The 17,116-nt window shown below is 66.5% G+C and carries 18 protein-coding genes; 11 read left to right on the forward strand and 7 right to left on the reverse strand.

The features are described 5' to 3' along the window. Positions 1–170 precede the first annotated feature (170 nt). Complete coding sequence (locus U8330_RS13820; RefSeq protein WP_323105839.1) at positions 171–1,055, forward strand: RDD family protein; 885 nt, start codon at positions 171–173, stop codon at positions 1,053–1,055. A 117-nt stretch (positions 1,056–1,172) separates the two neighbouring features. Here the strand turns inward: U8330_RS13820 and U8330_RS13825 are convergent, their stop codons facing one another. From U8330_RS13825 to hisS, 5 genes are all read right to left on the reverse strand, one after another. Further along, positions 1,173–2,390, reverse strand: coding sequence for an NAD(P)/FAD-dependent oxidoreductase (locus tag U8330_RS13825; protein WP_323105840.1), 1,218 nt, complete (start codon positions 2,388–2,390; stop codon positions 1,173–1,175). Between the two features lie 121 nt (positions 2,391–2,511). Then, positions 2,512–3,219, reverse strand: a complete 708-nt coding sequence (locus tag U8330_RS13830; RefSeq protein ID WP_323105841.1) for a glutathione binding-like protein — start codon at positions 3,217–3,219, stop codon at positions 2,512–2,514. A gap of 172 nt (positions 3,220–3,391) precedes the next feature. Next, positions 3,392–4,087: an ATP phosphoribosyltransferase gene (gene hisG, locus U8330_RS13835; RefSeq protein ID WP_323105842.1), complete on the reverse strand. Its 696-nt coding sequence runs from the start codon at positions 4,085–4,087 to the stop codon at positions 3,392–3,394. Continuing rightward, on the reverse strand, positions 4,084–5,226 hold the full coding sequence (locus U8330_RS13840) for an ATP phosphoribosyltransferase regulatory subunit (protein WP_323105843.1): 1,143 nt from the start codon (positions 5,224–5,226) through the stop codon (positions 4,084–4,086). Before U8330_RS13840 ends, hisG begins: the two co-directional genes overlap by 4 nt. 298 nt (positions 5,227–5,524) lie before the next feature. Beyond that, complete coding sequence (hisS, locus tag U8330_RS13845) at positions 5,525–7,012, reverse strand: histidine--tRNA ligase (protein WP_323105844.1); 1,488 nt, start codon at positions 7,010–7,012, stop codon at positions 5,525–5,527. Positions 7,013–7,215: 203 nt separating this feature from the next. Here hisS and U8330_RS13850 point away from each other — a divergent pair, with 203 nt between their 5' ends. From U8330_RS13850 to U8330_RS13860, 3 genes are all read left to right on the forward strand, one after another. Further along, positions 7,216–7,575 (forward strand): hypothetical protein, encoded by a 360-nt coding sequence (locus U8330_RS13850; RefSeq protein WP_323105845.1) that lies wholly within the window; start codon positions 7,216–7,218, stop codon positions 7,573–7,575. A 163-nt stretch (positions 7,576–7,738) separates the two neighbouring features. Next, the gene (locus tag U8330_RS13855; RefSeq protein ID WP_323107300.1) at positions 7,739–8,065 is read left to right on the forward strand and encodes a DUF305 domain-containing protein; all 327 of its coding nucleotides are present in this window, start codon (positions 7,739–7,741) and stop codon (positions 8,063–8,065) included. A 103-nt stretch (positions 8,066–8,168) separates the two neighbouring features. After that, positions 8,169–8,354 (forward strand): hypothetical protein, encoded by a 186-nt coding sequence (locus U8330_RS13860; protein ID WP_323105846.1) that lies wholly within the window; start codon positions 8,169–8,171, stop codon positions 8,352–8,354. On the opposite strand, the gene U8330_RS13865 is transcribed toward U8330_RS13860, so the two are convergent. After that, positions 8,332–8,988, reverse strand: a complete 657-nt coding sequence (locus U8330_RS13865) for a DNA-3-methyladenine glycosylase I (protein WP_323105847.1) — start codon at positions 8,986–8,988, stop codon at positions 8,332–8,334. The two genes, U8330_RS13860 and U8330_RS13865, sit on opposite strands and share 23 nt — an antisense overlap. A 220-nt stretch (positions 8,989–9,208) precedes the next feature. Here U8330_RS13865 and U8330_RS13870 point away from each other — a divergent pair, with 220 nt between their 5' ends. The 7 genes from U8330_RS13870 to U8330_RS13900 all read left to right on the forward strand — a co-directional run bounded on the left by U8330_RS13870 (position 9,209) and on the right by U8330_RS13900 (position 16,578). Then, on the forward strand, positions 9,209–10,012 hold the full coding sequence (locus U8330_RS13870; protein ID WP_323105848.1) for a L,D-transpeptidase: 804 nt from the start codon (positions 9,209–9,211) through the stop codon (positions 10,010–10,012). A gap of 205 nt (positions 10,013–10,217) precedes the next feature. Further along, positions 10,218–10,925 carry a L,D-transpeptidase gene (locus U8330_RS13875; RefSeq protein WP_416236860.1) on the forward strand — a complete coding sequence of 236 codons (708 nt, stop codon included), beginning with the start codon at positions 10,218–10,220 and terminating at the stop codon, positions 10,923–10,925. 306 nt (positions 10,926–11,231) lie between these two features. Continuing rightward, positions 11,232–11,750 (forward strand): NUDIX hydrolase, encoded by a 519-nt coding sequence (locus U8330_RS13880; RefSeq protein ID WP_323105849.1) that lies wholly within the window; start codon positions 11,232–11,234, stop codon positions 11,748–11,750. Between the two features lie 183 nt (positions 11,751–11,933). Continuing rightward, on the forward strand, positions 11,934–13,430 hold the full coding sequence (locus tag U8330_RS13885; RefSeq protein ID WP_323105850.1) for an inorganic phosphate transporter: 1,497 nt from the start codon (positions 11,934–11,936) through the stop codon (positions 13,428–13,430). Positions 13,431–13,440: 10 nt separating this feature from the next. Beyond that, on the forward strand, positions 13,441–14,178 hold the full coding sequence (locus U8330_RS13890; RefSeq protein WP_323105851.1) for a 16S rRNA (uracil(1498)-N(3))-methyltransferase: 738 nt from the start codon (positions 13,441–13,443) through the stop codon (positions 14,176–14,178). Positions 14,179–14,307: 129 nt separating this feature from the next. After that, complete coding sequence (locus U8330_RS13895) at positions 14,308–15,681, forward strand: glutamate--cysteine ligase (RefSeq protein ID WP_323105852.1); 1,374 nt, start codon at positions 14,308–14,310, stop codon at positions 15,679–15,681. Between the two features lie 87 nt (positions 15,682–15,768). Further along, the gene (locus U8330_RS13900; protein WP_323105853.1) at positions 15,769–16,578 is read left to right on the forward strand and encodes a DUF937 domain-containing protein; all 810 of its coding nucleotides are present in this window, start codon (positions 15,769–15,771) and stop codon (positions 16,576–16,578) included. A 179-nt stretch (positions 16,579–16,757) separates the two neighbouring features. Here the strand turns inward: U8330_RS13900 and U8330_RS13905 are convergent, their stop codons facing one another. Next, complete coding sequence (locus U8330_RS13905) at positions 16,758–17,039, reverse strand: DUF1127 domain-containing protein (RefSeq protein ID WP_323105854.1); 282 nt, start codon at positions 17,037–17,039, stop codon at positions 16,758–16,760. Positions 17,040–17,116 lie beyond the last annotated feature (77 nt).

The following is a 17,116-nucleotide window of genomic DNA, read 5'->3' on the forward strand; positions in this document are numbered from 1 at the left end:
CGTTTTCCCGGCGCTTAGCACATCGGTCGCTTCATGTGCGACTCTTGCGCTTCCAGCTGCAGCGCGCCGAAGCTTTTGTCGTTCGTGCGGCAATCGCCGTCCCCCAACCCTTGCCTTATTCCTTATTTCAGTTGATACTGCATTAGATGATTCAGAAGGAGATGGTTGGATTGGACGAAGCAACGGGCGCAAGCGGAGCCGGCGAGATGGTCCTCAAGGGTAAGCCGGAGCGGCATTTCTTCCGTCGGGGTCTGGCCTTTCTAATCGATGGTTTCGTCCTCAATATTGCCGCTCAATTGATCCTTTCCGTGCTGACTATAATCACACCGCTCTTTTTTGGCGGGGAGAACCTTCCACCATCCAGCACGAACTGCCCTCCAGAACTGCTGAATGAACTGAACAAAAGAATGGATCAGGAAGCGCCACTGCAGGGCAGCGAAATGCCGCGCACGTTCGCCTGCGCAACCAACGAGCCGCTCGACCAGCCGAGCGCGACTCCCAGCCCGCAGACCCAGAACGGCCTCGGACGAGCGGGTGAGTCAAACTCCGTACAAATTGATGAAAGCGGTCGCGCTTCACCGGAGGCGGCTCAGCCGAACTCAATTGTCGTCGGCAGCGTTTTTCTGCTCGTGCTAGGAACCCTAGCATTCGCGGCTCTTGTGATCCTGTCGGCCAACGGTCGACGAACGCCGGGGAAGCGGCTGATGCGGCTGCGTATTCTACAGCTGGATGGCACCCCGCCGGGGATCCGGAGAAACGCCAAGCGCGAGATCCTTAAATTCGCCCCGTTCATCGCCTCCACCTTATATATGTTGATCATGACTGCAGCCATCGCATGGGACGGAGATTACTGGTTTCAACTCCGCATGATGCAAGCGTTTTGGGATGCCGGCCCAACGATTGTCCCGCCCATTCTGCTCCCAGCCGTCGTTCTCTTCATCGTCGGGCATATCTGGTGGCTATTGCCCTTTCTTTTCTGGCGGGGACAGACCTTCTACGACAGGATCGCCGGCTGCGTTCTCATCAAGGCTCCTGAACCCGGAAAGGCAGGGTGACAAAGCCGGTTCCAGATCGTCCTGGAACAATCGGGTGGATTTCGCCCGTTCGGCAGCAAAAATGGCTCTCGTGAAGCTGGTGGCGGGCGAAACCATGACTGCCTTGGCAGTCCGCTCTCAGCCCAGCAGCGCCTTGAGGTCGGCGGCCGGATCGGCGGCCTGTTCGGGCGTGGGGCTGAGCCCGGATTCGATCAGCTTCTTGCCCACCACATAGGCCTTGGCGTCGTTGATGGCATCGACCGCGATGAGCCGCCCCTCGCGGAAGTACCAGACCGAGGCGCTGCCCGGGCGGGTGCCGGGCCGGGTCACCGTGTGGTCATGGCCGAGGCCGAAGCCGGCGATCTGCAGCTTGGCGTCATATTGGTCGGACCAGAACCACGGCTTGGGGTGGTAGGGCTCCGTTCCGCCTGTCAGGATCGCCGCCAGGGCTTCGGCCTGGTCGACTGCATTCTGCACGGATTCGAGCCGGACCATCATTCCGCCGAAGGGCAGCACCGCGCAGTCGCCGATGGCGAAGATGGATGGGTCGGCGGTGCGGGCCTCCGCGTCCACCACCACACCATTGGCGGTGGCAAGCCCGGCCTCCCGCGCCAGGGCGTCGTTCGCCGTGACACCGATGCCGACAATGGCAAGATCGATCGGCAGCTCGGTCCCGTCGCTCAACAGCGCGGCGGCCAGCCGCCCCTCCGTGCCGATCAGCGCGCGCAGGCCCGTGCCCTCGCGCAGATCGACACCACGCGCCTGGTGCAGCGCCCGCACCAGATCGGAGGTGGCGGGGGCGGCAACGCGCTGAAGGATCCGGTCTGCCATTTCGATCAGCGTCACCGTGAGGCCGAGCGAGCGCGCGACCGCTGCGGCTTCCAGCCCGATATAGCCGCCGCCGATGATCAGCGCCCGCTTTCCCGGCTGCAAGGCCTCGGCCAGGCGATCGGCATCGGCAAAATCGCGCAGGGTGTAGACGCCGTCCAGCGCGCCACCCAGGCTTTCCGGCAGATGGCGGGGCGTGGCGCCGGTGGCGAGCACCAGCGTGTCATAGGCAAGCATGTCGCCGGAGGAGAGCGCGAGGCTGCGCGCCGCGCGGTCGATCGCGGTCACGCGGGTGGAGAGGCGGAGCTCGATCCGGTTGTCGTGATACCAGCTCTCCGGCCGGTAGATCAGCCGGTCGAGCGTCATGTCGCGGGTGAGATATTTCTTGGAGAGCGGCGGGCGCTGATAGGGCAGGCTCGCCTCGCCGGCAACCAGCGTGATCGGCCGCGTGTCGCTGAGCGCCCGCAGTTTCGCGATCAGGGCAAAGCCCGCCTGCCCGCCACCAACGACAACCAGCCTACCCGTCACATCCAATCTCCCGCACCTGTCTGGCGGAGACCTAACGCGTCGGCCCGCCCAGGGTCAACAGAGGCGGGGCCGTGCATGGCGGGAGAAAGAGGCGTTTCGCTCTTTGGGAACGCGAGCCGGTTCAATCGCGCTTCGGAATGTCCATGCCCTTCTGCACCGCCGGGCGCGCCAGGCCGCGATCGACCCAGGCCATGACATTCGGGAAGCGGTCATACTCCAGCACCTGGTCGCCGCCGTAGAACTTCCGCGCGCCCTCGATCCAGGGGAAGGTGGCGATGTCGGCGATCGTGTAGTCGTCGCCCATCAGCCACTGCCGGCCCTCAAGCCGCGCTTCGAGCACCGAGAGCAGGCGCTTGGCCTCGTCGCGATAGCGCTCCATGGGATAGGAATTGTTGGCGACCTTGTCGGCCGCATATTTGAAGAAATGGCCGAACTGCCCGAACATCGGCCCGACGCCGCCCATCTGGAACATGACCCAGCACAGCGTCTCGTACCGCCCGGCCGCGCTGGCCGGCAGCAGCCGGCCGGTCTTCTCCGCGAGATAGACCAGGATGGCGCCGGATTCGAACAGGCCGATCGGCTGCCCCTCCGGCCCGTTCGGATCGATGATCGCCGGGATGCGGCCGTTCGGATTGAGCGACACGAATTCCGGCGACTTCTGGTCGTTGCTGGAGAAATTGATGAGATGCGGCTCGTAGTCGAGCCCCAGTTCCTCGAGCGCGATCGAGATCTTCACGCCATTCGGCGTCGGCAGCGAATAGAGCTGGATGACATCCGGCCGGGTGGCCGGCCAGCGGGTGGTGATGGGAAAAGCGGAGAGATCAGCCATGGACGGGTTCCTTGCGGCGGGAGGGGGCGGCGGGATGAGACGCTGGAGATAGGGGTGTCGGCGGGGCGAAACAAGGCGGAGGGTTTTGCCTTTCCCAGCCTCTCGCGCCGCTTCCCGCAGCGCTGGCGACGAGGCGGCACGCCCGTTTCCGGTCCCCGGAATCGCCCCTCGCCTAGACCGCCCTGCGCACCCGCTCCACGATCTCGCGCACCCGAGCGTCCGCCTCGTGGGCGGGCTTGCGGGCGCGGATCAGGCAGGCCTGGGAGCGCAGGATGATGCCGTCTTCCAGGATCTTGAGGTGGTTGGCGCGCAAGGTCGCGCCGGTCGAGGTGATGTCGACGATGATATCGGCCGAGCCGGAGGCCGGGGCCCCCTCCGTTGCGCCGAGGCTCTCGACGATGCGGTAGAGCTGGATGCCGTGGCTGCCGGAGAAGAAGGATTGGGTAAGCCGCCAGTACTTCGTGGCGATCGCCAGGCGGCGGCCGTGGCGGGCGCGGAAATCGGCCGCGACATCGCCGAGGTCGGCCATGCTGTCGACATCGAGCCAGAGATCAGGCACGGCCACCACGACATCGGCATGGCCGAAGCCGAGCGGAACGCAGATCTCGACGCGGCGGTCGGCCTCGGGCATGCCTTCGCGCACCAGATCCTCGCCGGTGACACCGAAATCCACCGCGCCGGCGCCGAGCTCTCGCGCAATTTCGGACGCCGAAAGAAAGGCGATCTCAACATCGTCGATCCCCTCCAGCCGGCCGCGATAGGAGCGATCATTGCCGATGACGACGATCTTCAGCCCGGCGCGCTGGAAGATGGCCGAGGCCTCCTCCTTCATGCGGCCCTTGGAGGGCAATGCGATGGTCAGCGTCATGCCGGCCCCCTCATGCTGTCGGCGCCGTCGCGCAATGCGCCGATCCGGTCGAGCCAGAGGGCGAAGCCGACGGCCGGAATATGGTCCCGCGCGCCAAGCAGCGTCATCAGCCGGTCGAAGCGGCCGCCGCCCGCCAGAACCTCCGTGGCGCCCGGCTCGGCGATCTCGAAGACGAGGCCGGTATAGTAATCGAGCGGGCGGCCGAAGGCGGCGCGGTAGGTCATGACGGAAAGATCGGCCCCGAGCGTCTCGAGCGCGGCGAGACGCGCGGCGAAAGGGGCAAGCGCACTGGCAAGGCGCAGGCCCGCCGCATCGGCAAAGCCCGCCAGCGCGGCCGGCGCTTCGCAGAGCGGCAGTTCCAGCGTCAGGAATTCGCGCAGCAGAAGCAGCGCCGTGCCGTCCAGCCGCGTTTCGGCGAGATCGCGCTTCTCCTTGAGCCGCCGGGCAATCTCCAGCGGCGAGCGGCTGGCATTGGTGGAATAGCCGGTCGCCTCCATGCGCGCCGCGAGCCGGGCGACAAGCTCGGCCTCGTCGCCGGAGGACAACAGGGCTTCCGTCTCCGGATCGAGACCCGGCATGGGCTGCGGCCGGGCCAGGCGGTCGAGCAACTGGTCGAGCTGGGCGCGGTCGCCGAAGGCCTGGATCAGCCGCTTGCGCCAGCCGAGCGGCAGGCCGAGCGCCTGGATCACGGCTTCGAAGACCGCCTGGTCGCCGAGCGTCACCTGGAGACGGCGTTCAGGCAGCAGCTGGCCGAGGATCTGGCTGGCGTCGAGGATCGCGCGCGCATCGGCCGTCGCCGTGTCACGCTCGCCGAGATCTTCGATGCCGGCCTGGTAGAACTCCTCCGCCCCGCCGCGCCGCTGGCGAAACACTTCGCCCAGATAGGCGTAGCGCTTCGGCGTGCCCGTCGCCGTTTCGATATGGCGCAGGCAGACGGGGATCGTGAATTCGGGACGCAGGCACAAATTGGCGCCGGTCTCGCTGGCGGTCAGAAAGATTCGCCGCCGCAGATCCTCGCCCGCCATGTCGAGAAAGGGATCGGCCGGCTGGATCACCGGCGTATTGACCCGCTCGGCCGAGCGCACGGCGAATTCGGCCAGAAGGGCGGGAGCGAAATCGGGAAGATCGACGAGGCTCATGCGCTGCGCGCCCCAAAGGCAGAGGCTGACGCACCAACGCTAGCCCCCCTCTGCCCTGCCGCCCATCTCCCCCACAAGGGGCGAGAGACCGTGAGGCGGGCGCCTGCCAGGAGAGGGGTTGGAGGTCTGCAAGATGCCGGGTGCATTGCGGTTTGCGCGAGCGCCGACCCGCAGACGTCAGACAGGGCACGTAGCGAGCGCCCCCAGCCCTCTCCCCCCTTGTGGGGGAGATGCCGGCAGGCAGAGGGGGACTTGGGGGCCGATGGCGCGACGGGGGCCGATGGCGCGACGGGGGTGGTCACGGAGCGCTCCGGGCGCGGTCCTCGGCCTGGGCGGCGAGCATCTCCTTGACCTTCTCGACCAGCGCGTCTTCCGGCACGGAGACCTGGGCGACACGGGCCTCGCGCCAGGCGGCGTTGTCCTCGATCTCGCCCGACAGTCGCTTGCCCTCGATCAGGTCCTTGATCTGCACCGCGCCCGTCTCGCGCTCGCTGGAGCCCTGGATGATGGCGAGCGGCGCGCCGCGGCGGTCAGCATATTTCAGCTGGTCGCCGAAATTCTTCTTGTTGCCCTGGTACATTTCGGCACGGATGCCGGCATGGCGCAGCGCCTGGGTGAAGCGCTGGTAGCGGCCGAGCGCCTCGATGTCACGGTCCATGACGCAGACGACGACCGGGGCCAGCACCTCGTCCGTGCCGAGCTTGCCGAGGTTCTTCAAGGCGGTCATCAGCCGCGAGACGCCGATGGAGAAACCGGTGGCCGGCACCGGCTGGCCCATGAAACGCGAGACGAGCCCATCATAGCGCCCGCCGCCGCCGACCGAGCCGAACACCACCGTCTCACCCTTCTCGTTGGTCACGGGGAAGGTAAGCTCCGCCTCGAAGACCGGACCGGTGTAATATTCGAGGCCGCGGATGACGGAGGGGTCGATCTTGATGCGATCGGCCCCATAGCCGCCGGCGCGCACCAGTGCTTCGATCTGCGTCAACTCTTCGATGCCCTGCGTGTAAAGATCGCTCGATGGGTGGTAGTCATCCTGGGCGAGATAGGCGAGGACGCTGGCGATCGCCTCTTCGGAAAGGCCCGCGCCTTTGGTGAAGTCGCCGCTTTCGTCCTTGCGTCCGGCACCGAGCAACAGGCGCACGCCTTCCAAGCCGAACTTGTCGAGCTTGTCGATGGCGCGCAGCACGGTCAGCCGGCGGCCGGCATTGTCTTCGCCGGAAAGGCCGATGCCGTCGAGCACGCCGTCGAAGACCTTGCGGTTGTTCACGCGGATCACATAGTCGCCGCGCGCGATGCCGAGCGCTTCCATCGTGTCGGCCATCATCATGCACATTTCGGCATCCGCCTGGACGCCGCTGGCGCCGACCGTATCGGCATCGAACTGCATGAACTGGCGGAAGCGCCCCGGGCCCGGCTTTTCGTTGCGGAACACCCAGCCGGCGCGGTAGCTGCGATAGGGCAGCTGGATCTCGTTGAAGTTTTCGGCGACATAGCGGGCGAGCGGCGCGGTCAGGTCGTAGCGCAGGCTCATCCACTGCTCGTCGTCGTCCTTCAGCGAAAAGACGCCCTCGTTCGGGCGGTCGCTGTCGGGCAGGAACTTGCCGAGCGCATCGGTATATTCGAAGAGCGGAGTTTCCACCGGATCGAAGCCATAGCGCTCGTAGACGGCGCGGATCTTGGCCACCATTTCATCGACGGCGCGGATATCGGCGGCGGAGCGGTCGACAAAGCCGCGCGGCAGGCGCGCCTTGAGCTTCTGAGGCTTTTTCTTCTTGTCGCTCATGAGGATCGAACCTTCGGCAGGCGGGGATCGGGAACGGCGCCTTCCCTAGCCGAAAGGGCTTTGCCCGGCAAGCCTTGCCGCCGGTCCGCCGCCGGGCTGGACGGGCGGGCTGGGCGCCTGGGTTGAGCGGCAAGGTTGGGCAGGGGGACGGGATAAGCGCGCCGCGGCCTTTCATTCGCCCCAGAAGGGTCTATGGTGCCTCGATGCGCCGCTTCGCTCTCGCCCTTGCCGTGCTCTGCGCCATCCTTTCAGGGTGGATGCCGGCGCTGGCGCAACTGCCGGGGCATGAGGGCGGCGCGCATTCCCATCATGCGACCGGTGAAGGACACCACGGCGCACAGGGACATGCGGCGGCGGGCCAGCCCGCATGCCGCGATTGCTCGGGGCATCGTACCACCCATCCCATGCTCTGCGCGGCCTGTTTCGCGGTCCAGGCGGAGGAGACGGCAGCGCCCGTTCCGCCAGCCTACAGGCCGATCTTCCCGCGCCCCTGCGAGACGACGCTCGCCGCGCGCGCGCCGGCGCCCCGTGTGCCGCCCCCCAAGCCTGCCTGTCCCGCCTGACCGAACATTCCTTCAATCAGCATGGACAAAGGAGACATCCATGTCTTCCAGACTGACGACGCGCGCGGCCGTGGCCGGCGCATGGCTTGCTTTCGCCGCCTTCACCACCCCGCTTGGCCTCGCTCCGGCCGCAGCCGAGGACGCCTCCCATAATGGTCATGCCATGGACGGCACGATGATGGACGGCATCGCCATGAACGGCGATGCCGGCATGGCGATGCCGAAGGGCGACCAGGGCGAATCCAGCCAGGCCTTTGCGGCCGCCAACGCCAAAATGCATGCCGGCATGGCGATCACCTATACCGGCAAGCCGGACGTCGATTTCGTTCGCGGCATGATCGCCCACCACCAGGGGGCGATCGACATGGCCAGGGTGGAACTGCGCTATGGCAGCGACCCCGAACTCAAGACCCTTGCGCAAGACATCATCACGGCGCAGGAAAAGGAGATCGCCGAGATGAAGGCCTGGCTGGCGCGCAACGGCGGCTAAAGCCCCTCTCCAGCACAAGGGAGGCGCGCCGCGGCTGAACGGCGCGCTTCCAGGACAAGGGAGCGGCTTGGCGAAGGCCGGCGGCAAGAAGGGAAGTCAGCCCATGCAGCGTGTTTCGCGGATTGCCGGGATCATCTGTCTCGTGCTGGGCGGGCTCTGGGCCCTGCAGGGCGTGGGGCTTGTCGGCGGCAGTTTCATGACCGGCCAGACGCAATGGCTGGTGATCGGCGGCGTGCTGGTGCTGGCCGGCCTCGGTCTTCTCGGCATCAGCTTTTCGAAGCGGCCGTGACCGACACGGGCCGGACGAAGCCCGCCCGCAGCGCCTCGATCCGCTCCCGGCAGGCGCAGCCCTCCAGATGGTCGTTGACCAGGCCCATGGCCTGCATGAAGGCATAGATCGTCGTCGGGCCGACGAAGGTCCAGCCGCGCGTCTTCAAATCCTTCGAAATCCTGATCGAGACCGGCGTGGTCGGATTGGCGCGCAGCACCTCCAGAGTCATCCTGTCCGGCCGTGTGTCGGGCCCCGGCTCGTGCGACCAGAAATAGGCGGCGAGCGACCCGAATTCCGCCCGCAGCGCCTGGGCGCGGCGGGCATTGTTGATGGTCGAGACGATCTTGCCGCGATGGCGGACGATGCCGGCATCGGCGAGACAGCGCGCCACATCCGCCTCGGTGAAGGCGGCGACGGCGTCGATGTCGAATCCCGCGAAGGCCGCGCGGAAGGCCTCGCGCTTGCGCAGGATCGTCAGCCAGGAAAGGCCGGACTGGAAGCCTTCCAGGCAGATCTTCTCGAACAGCCGCCGGTCTTCATCGACCGGCACGCCCCATTCGGTGTCATGATAGTGGAGATAGTCCGGCAGATTGGCCGGCCAGGCGCAGCGCACCACGCCATCCGTGCCTTCCAGCAATCCATCCATCTGCATCCTCCTCGCCTTTTCGCGCCTGGCGTTCACCCGGCGTCAACCATGCCTGACAAGCTGGCGATAACCCTACCGGAAGGTTTCATCCTCCGACACCCGCTTCCTGCCCTGCCGTTTACGCTTCCGAGTCCGCGGGGGTGAGAGGTTTTGCCTGACCGAAGCCCGGCAGGGCGAAGGCCCGCCTTCGTGGCGACGATGTTCCCGAGACGAAACGAGTGTTCCGATGAAGATCCTGCTTCTCCTCACCTCCGCTCTGTCGCTGATCCTGGCCGATACGGCCGCGGCCGATCAGCGCGGGCGCTATGGCGACCGGCCGCCGGTGATCGTCAGCCCCGACCTGACGGCGCCCTGGCTCATGCAGCTGGGCGCCGGCGCTCCGGCGGGCGCGGTCCGTTCGCCGCGCCGCCAGGTGCTGCTGCGCCAGGCGCCGCCCGCGCGCATGAGCTTCGAAGCCCCGCCCGGCGTCCGGGTCGGACAGGTGCCGGCCGCGCGCCAGCCGCTGTTCAAGCCGCGGCGGGCCCAGGTTCAGCCGATCGGCCTTGCGCCGGCCGAACGGCCGGTGCGCCCGATCGACCCGCAGTTCCTGCCGCAGACCGTTGCCTATCACAGCGCGGAAAAGCCGGGCACGATCGTCATCGACACCAACAATCGTTTTCTCTACCTCGTGGAGGGCGATGGCCAGGCCCGGCGCTACGGCGTCGGAGTCGGCAAGCCGGGCTTCGAATGGGCCGGCACCCACCGGGTGACCCGCAAGGCCGAATGGCCGACCTGGACGCCGCCCTCCGAGATGCGGGCGCGCGAAGCCGCCAAGGGGCATTATCTCCCCGCCTCCATGGAGGGCGGACCGGCCAATCCGCTCGGCGCGCGCGCCATGTATCTCGGCTCGACGCTCTACCGGATCCACGGCACCAATGCGCCCTGGACGATCGGCTATGCCGTCTCCTCCGGCTGCATCCGCATGCGCAATGAAGACGTGACCGATCTCTACGAGCGCGTGAAGGTCGGCACGACGGTAAAGGTCATCTGAGCAGGAGGGACACGCGGCGGAGGCGCGCCGCGTGTCCTTTGCGCAACAGGGGCGGCACTGGGAACGGATCGGCCGATCACATTCGGCCCTTGCGAGGCGGCTCGGACTTGCCGAGCGAAATTTGTGACTTACGGTTGTCCGCCACATCCGGCGGGCTGCAAACAGCACCGGCCGGCGTGGCAGACGGGTTGAAGAGGGACAGACGATGACGATGACAACAGGTTCGAGCAGGGCCAAGCGGCTTCTGGCCGTGGTGGCGGCGACGCTGGTGCTCGGCGCCCAGACGGCGGGCGCGGTAACGCTGGAGCGGCCCGCAGTGGCAAACGGTGTGAGTGCCGTGACGCCGGTTGCGGCGCAGCCGCGCAAGCCCGCCAGCAAATTCTGGCGCACCAAGGTGCGGCTGCAGACGAACGAGGCGCCGGGCACCATCATCGTCGATACGAACAACAAGTTCCTCTATCTGGTCGAAGGGCCGAAGAAGGCGACGCGCTACGGCATCGGCGTCGGGCGCGAGGGCTTCGGCTGGTCGGGCGTGGTGAAGGTGCAGCGCAAGGCGGAATGGCCCGGCTGGACGCCGCCGCCGGAAATGATCGCCCGCGAGCGCAAGAAGGGGCATATCCTGCCGGCCTTCCAGCCCGGCGGAATCGACAACCCGCTCGGCGCGCGTGCGCTCTATCTCTACAAGGGCAAGAGCGATTCCGGCTTCCGCATCCACGGCACCAACCAGCCCTGGAGCATCGGCCAGAACATGTCCTCGGGCTGCATCCGCATGATGAACGAAGATGTGGAGCACCTCTATGCCCGCACCTCTATCGGCACCAAGGTCATCGTGGTCGGCCCCGGCAACAAGCAGGGCGCCGTTTCCTTCGACGATCGCGGCGTGGACTTCCTGCGCACGATCTTCGGCGGCTGAACCCCGCAGAACGGCAGGCCCGGGCAAGGCTTGGGCGGTAAGTATAAACCTACAGTCTTCGCCCGGTTGCCGTCGGGCGGAGATGCAGGTCGGCAGGGTCGCGTTTGGGCGGGCCCGTGTCGGTCGAAACAGTGCTTAAACCGACTGCAGCGTGTACGCATGAGGACGGTTCCAGCCGGCGCAGCCTACAAAAGCACCGCTGGCCGCCCTATCTACGTCAAATACCGATATTCACACGCGCCGCAGGCAAGAGCATGATGGATCTCTCCCGCGTCGCTGCATGATTCCGGAAAGGACCACCTTGAATTGAACCTGATCGACAGCCTTCTTTCGGAGGTCCGCCTGATGTTTCGCCGTCCCGAGCGGGTCCAGTTTGCAGCCCTGTGCTATCGCTTCCGCAAAAAGAGCGCGATGCCCGAGATGCTGTTGATCACCAGCCGCGACACGGGCCGCTTCGTGATCCCGAAGGGCTGGCCGATGGAAAACCGCTGTTCCCACGAGGTCGCGGCCCGCGAAGCGTGGGAGGAAGCGGGCGTGAAGGGCGAGGTCTCCCCGGATTCGATCGGCGCCTATCATTACGACAAGCGCATGAGCAACGGGCTCAAACTGTCGGTCATGGTCAAGGTCTACCCTCTCGTCGTCTTCGACATGGCCAAGCGCTTCCCCGAAAAGGGCAGCCGCCGGCTCGAATGGATGAGCTTCACCGAAGCGGCCGGCAATGTCGCCGAGCCGAGCCTGCGCACGCTGATCCTCGATTTCCAGACCAAGCTTCTGGAAACGATGAAGGCGGACCAGCAGGACCCGCCGCGCTCCGCCGCCGGCTAGAGCCGGACCTGCGCTCGCGGGGAGCGCCTCCCCACGTTCAACCCTTCCAAGGCTAGCGCCGGTCGCGCTTGAGCGCGATCATTGCCGTCCGTTCCGCAAGACGCTGACCGCGCCTCGGCTGCCATGCTTTAATAGACCCCAATGATTCGCTGCGCATCCGCGCCGCGACGACCGACAGGACCGATGGCGCATTTTCTGGAAAAACCGACGCTGGACAAGGATCTCGACAAGCTCTCCCTGCAGGAGGCTGCCTCGAACCATGTGCTGCGCGGCTCGGTCGGGATCGGCTTCGGACTGATCATGCTGATTCTGGCCATGGTGATGGCGGCCGGCGCGGTCACCGGCTCGCCCGGCGCCATCGTCATCATCGCCGCGGCGGCGATCGGCGCCTATATGGCGATGAATATCGGCGCAAACGACGTGACGAACAATGTCGGCGCCGCCGTCGGTGCGCGCGCGATCAGCCTGCCGCTGGCGCTCGGCATCGCCGCCGTGTTCGAAATCGCCGGCGCTGTCTTCGCGGGCGGGCGGGTCGTGTCCACCATCGAAGGCGGGATCGTCGAGGCGAGCGCCTTCCCGACCGGGGAGATGCTGGTGTGGGTGATGATGGCGGCCCTGGTCTCGGCGGCCGTCTGGATCAATCTTGCCACCTGGCTGAACGCGCCGATCTCCACCACCCATTCTCTCGTCGGCAGCATTCTCGGGGCCGGCGTCGCGGCGGTCGGTTTTTCCTCCGTCCACTGGCTGTCGCTCGGCGGCATTACCTTAAGCTGGATCGTCTCGCCCTTTCTCGGCGGTGCGGTGGCCGCTGCCCTGCTCTTCTTCCTCAAGGTCTTCATTCTCTACCGCGACGACAAGATTGCCGCCGCCGTGCGCTGGATGCCGATCCTCGTCGCGCTGATGAGCGGCACCTTTGCCGCCTATTTCGCAATGGTCGGCATGGAGAGGGTCTACGCGATCGCGCCGTTGAGCGGGCTGGCGATCGGCCTTGCCGTCTTCGCGCTGACCTATCCGCTGGCGCGCATGGTCATCGCACGCCAGGCTGTCGGGCTCGAAAACCGCAACCAGGCCCTGCGTCCGCTCTTTCGCCTGCCGTTGATCTTTTCCGCCGCGCTGCTGTCGTTCGCGCATGGATCGAATGATGTGTCGAACGCCGTCGGCCCCCTTTCCTCCATCGTCGCCAATGTCGGCCCCGGCGGACCGGCGATGGCGGCGGCCGTGCCCTTCTGGGTGCTGCTGATCGGCGCGCTCGGCATTTCCTGCGGGCTGATCTTCTACGGGCCGAAGCTGATCTCGGTGGTGGGCGAGGAGATCACTAAGCTCAATCCGATGCGGGCCTATTGCGTGGCGCTTGGCACCGCCATCACCGTGCTCATCGCCTCCACGCTCGGCCTGCCGATCTCGACCACCCATATCGCCGTCGGCGCCGTCTTCGGCATCGGCTTCTTCCGCGAATGGTTCACCCGACATTCGAAACTTCGGCTTGAGTATGTACGCAAGAAGACCGGGCAGACCGAGTTCAAGGCGGCGGTGCAACGCAGCGCGGACGAGATCCAGCACCGCCGGCTGGTGCGGCGCTCGCATTTCCTCACCATCGTCGCGGCCTGGGTCGTCACCGTGCCGGCCTCGGCGCTGCTGGCGGCGCTCGTCTATGCCGTCTTTGCCGCCATCTTCCTGTAAAGGACGGGCCATGAGAGCCAATTTTCGCCTGCAGCGCCTGTTCGTGGCCGCTCCCCTTGCCGCCGGCGCCCGCATCGAGGCGGACCGCGAGCAGTTCAACTATCTCGCCAATGTGCTGCGCATGGAGGAAGGGCGGGAGGTGCTGCTCTTCAACGGACGGGACGGCGAGTGGCGGGCGCGGCTGACCTTCCCGACGCGCAAGCGCATCGAGCTTCTGAGCGAGGAGCAGACGCGGCCGCAGCCGCCCCTGCCCGACCTTCATTATCTCTTCGCACCGCTTAAAGTCGGGCGGCTCGACTATCTCGTGCAAAAGGCGGTGGAAATGGGCGCGGGCCTGCTGCAGCCGGTGATGACCCAGCATGTGCAGGGCAAGCTCGGCAGCCTGGACCGCCTGCGCGCCAATGTCGTCGAAGCGGCCGAGCAATGCGGCATCCTCGCCGTGCCGGAGGTGCGCGAGCCGCTGCGGCTCGACGCCGTCCTTGAGGCTTGGCCGCAGGACCGGCGGATCATCTTCTGCGACGAGGGAGCGGAGAGCAACAATCCGCTGCCGATCCTCGAGACGATCGCCGAGCCGGCGCTGGCCTTGCTGGTCGGGCCCGAAGGCGGGTTTTCGGAGGAGGAACGGGCGCGCCTGCACAGCCTTCCCTTCGTCACCGCCATCCCGCTCGGCCCCCGCATCCTGCGGGCGGATACTGCGGCGGTGGCAGCGCTCGCCGTGCTGCAGGCCAGCCGCGGCGACTGGCGCTAGGCCGCCGCCACGCTATGTAAGTTTGACGGCGCGTTCAAAGAATTTCACTTGCACGGCCTGCCGATCCGGTCCAATCACCCTATCCCGGCCCTTGCCTTCCAGGGGTCCCGCCGCTGCAAGAAGACGCCCATGGCCCGCGATACCACCGACCAGACGCCGGTAACCTCCCTCTCCGAGCTGACAGAGTATCTGGCCGGCGGATGCAAGCCCGAAGAGGCGTTCCGCATCGGCACCGAGCACGAGAAATTCGTCTTCTACCGCGCCGACAACAGCCCCGTGCCCTATGCCGGCGCGCGCGGCATCCTGGCGCTGCTGGAGGGCATGCAGGCTCGCACCGGCTGGGATCCGATCATCGACGCCGGCAACCTGATCGGCCTCGTTTCGCCGACCGGCGCCGGCGCGATCTCGCTGGAACCGGGCGGACAGTTCGAGCTCTCCGGCGCGCCGCTGGAGACACTCCACCAGACCTGTGCGGAATCGAACGGCCACCTCGCCATGCTGCGCGAGATCGCCGAACCGCTCGGCATCCGCTTCCTCGGCATGGGCGGCAGCCCGAAATGGACGCTGGCGGACACGCCGCGCATGCCGAAATCGCGCTACGACATCATGACCCGCTACATGCCGAAGGTTGGCAGCCAGGGGCTCGACATGATGTACCGCACCTGCACGATCCAGGTGAACCTCGACTTCTCCTCCGAAGCCGACATGGCGGCCAAGATGCGCACCTCGCTGAAGCTGCAGCCGCTCGCGACCGCGCTCTTCGCCAGTTCGCCCTTTACCGAGGGCAAGCCGAATGGCCTCCTGTCCTGGCGCGGCGAGATCTGGCGCGACACGGACAACCAGCGCGCCGGCGTGCTCGACGCCGTCTTCCGCCCCGATTTCGGCTTTGCCGACTATGTGGAGTGGGCGCTGGACGTGCCGATGTATTTCGTGGTGCGCGATGGGCGCTATCACGACTGTACCCACGTCACCTTCCGCCAGTTCCTGAACGGGGCGCTGAAGGACGAGCTCTCCGACCCGACGCCCAATATGGGCGACTGGACGAACCATCTCTCCACCCTGTTCCCCGATGTGCGGCTGAAGCGTTTTCTGGAAATGCGCGGAGCCGATGGCGGGCCGTGGCGGCGGATCTGCGCCCTGCCCGCCTTCTGGGTCGGTCTGCTCTATGATGCCGATGCGCTTGCCGGCGCCGATGCGCTGACCGCAGGCTGGACGCATGCCGAGGTCGTCGCCTTGCGCGATGCCGCGCCGGCCAAGGGTCTTTCGGCCGAAATCGCCGGCCGCAGCCTGCACGAGATCGGCCGCGAGGTCGTGGCGCTTTCCAAGGCCGGACTGCAGCGCCGCGCCCGGCTGAACGGCGACGGCATGGACGAAAGCATTTTCCTTCTTCCGGTCGAAGAGGTGCTGGCCAAGCGGGCGACGCTCGCCGAAGACATGCTGGCGCGCTATCACGGCGCCTGGAACGGCTCGGTGGAACCGGTCTTTGCCGACTACCAGTATTGACAGCTTTCGCGCATAAACCGATTTCCTCGCTGCCAATTCCCTTTATAGTGCAGGCCATCCACTGGCCGGCACGGAAGGAATGCGCGCATGATCCCGCTTTTTGACATGATGATGCAGGCTCAGGACGGGCGCGCGATCGACATCATGGCCAAGCAATATGGGCTGGCCCAGGAACAGATGGCGCGGGCCATGGCAGCCCTGATGCCCGCCTTCTCCGCCGGGCTGAAGACAAAGGCGACCAACCCCTATGATTTCGGCTCCTTTCTGACGGCCATGGGCCAGGCAAACTATGCCCGCTATTTCGAGGACCTGACCAAGGCCTTTACGCCGCAGGGCATAGCCGACGGCAATGCCGCACTCCTTTCCCTGTTCGGCTCGCCGGAGACGGCCCGCGCGGTGGCGGAACAGGCCGCGCGCCTGACCGGCATCGGCCAGGACATCTACCAGTCGATGATGCCGGCGGTGGCGAACGCCCTGATGGGCGGGCTCTTCAAGCAGGCGACGGGCCAGATGAAACCGCCCGCTTCCGACGCGAACCCGTTCGGCGCGGCGATGCAGAGCTGGCTCGAGGCCGCCGGCTTCAGCCGCAAGCCGGAGACGACCGCACCGATGACGCCCTTCGACAACCCCTTCACGCAGGCGATGCAGGCCTTCTTCACGCCGCCGAAGGCGGAGGAGAAGCCGAAGGCCGCCCCCGACATGTTCGCCATGAACCCGTTCATGAAAGCCTTTCAGGACATGATGGTCTCGGCGTCCGCCGCACCCAAGGCAGCGGAGCCGCCGCCGGCCAAGGGACCAATGGTCGACATGGTCAATGCCATGTTCGACAGCGGGATCGAGGTGCAGAAGGAATATCAGAAGGCGATCGACACGCTCTTCACCCGGTTCAAGAGCTGAGGGTCGCGCCGTCTCGCGCCGAAAAAATCCCGGCGCCGGCTGGGTGCCGGGCCGGGTCAGGTGGCAGGGGACGTTTGGCTCTCACCCTGCGGGGCTCTCTGCCCGGCAGGCCGGGCAAGGATGGGAAGTGGGTCTCTCCTCTCCTCTGAAAGACAGCGCAACGCGCGGGCAGATGCCGCTCAGCGGCGCGCCTCGCGATAGAAGAGCGCGGCGCGGTTGCGGGCGGCGATGGTCAGCGCGCCGGAGGGATCCTGCAGCAGCGACGCCGACAAGGCATCGCGCAGCTCGACCCGCGTCAGCCCGATATCGGCGAGCTGGTTGTCGGTCAGCTCCGTCAGGCGCGCGGTCTTTCGCCGATTGCCAAGCACATGCCAGAGCCGCGCCACTGCCTGGAGAACATCCCGCAGAGCGGGCCTGCGTCCGGCGAAGATGCTGGTGGGGGCAAAGCTGGTCGTGCGCATGGGGGTCACTCCTGTTGCAAGGCACGAAAAATCGATCCGCGAACGGAGACCATCCACGGTTGCTGGTGGCGTCGGGC

The organism is Rhizobium sp. CC-YZS058 (genome assembly GCF_034720595.1).
Lineage (GTDB): Bacteria > Pseudomonadota > Alphaproteobacteria > Rhizobiales > Rhizobiaceae > Ferranicluibacter.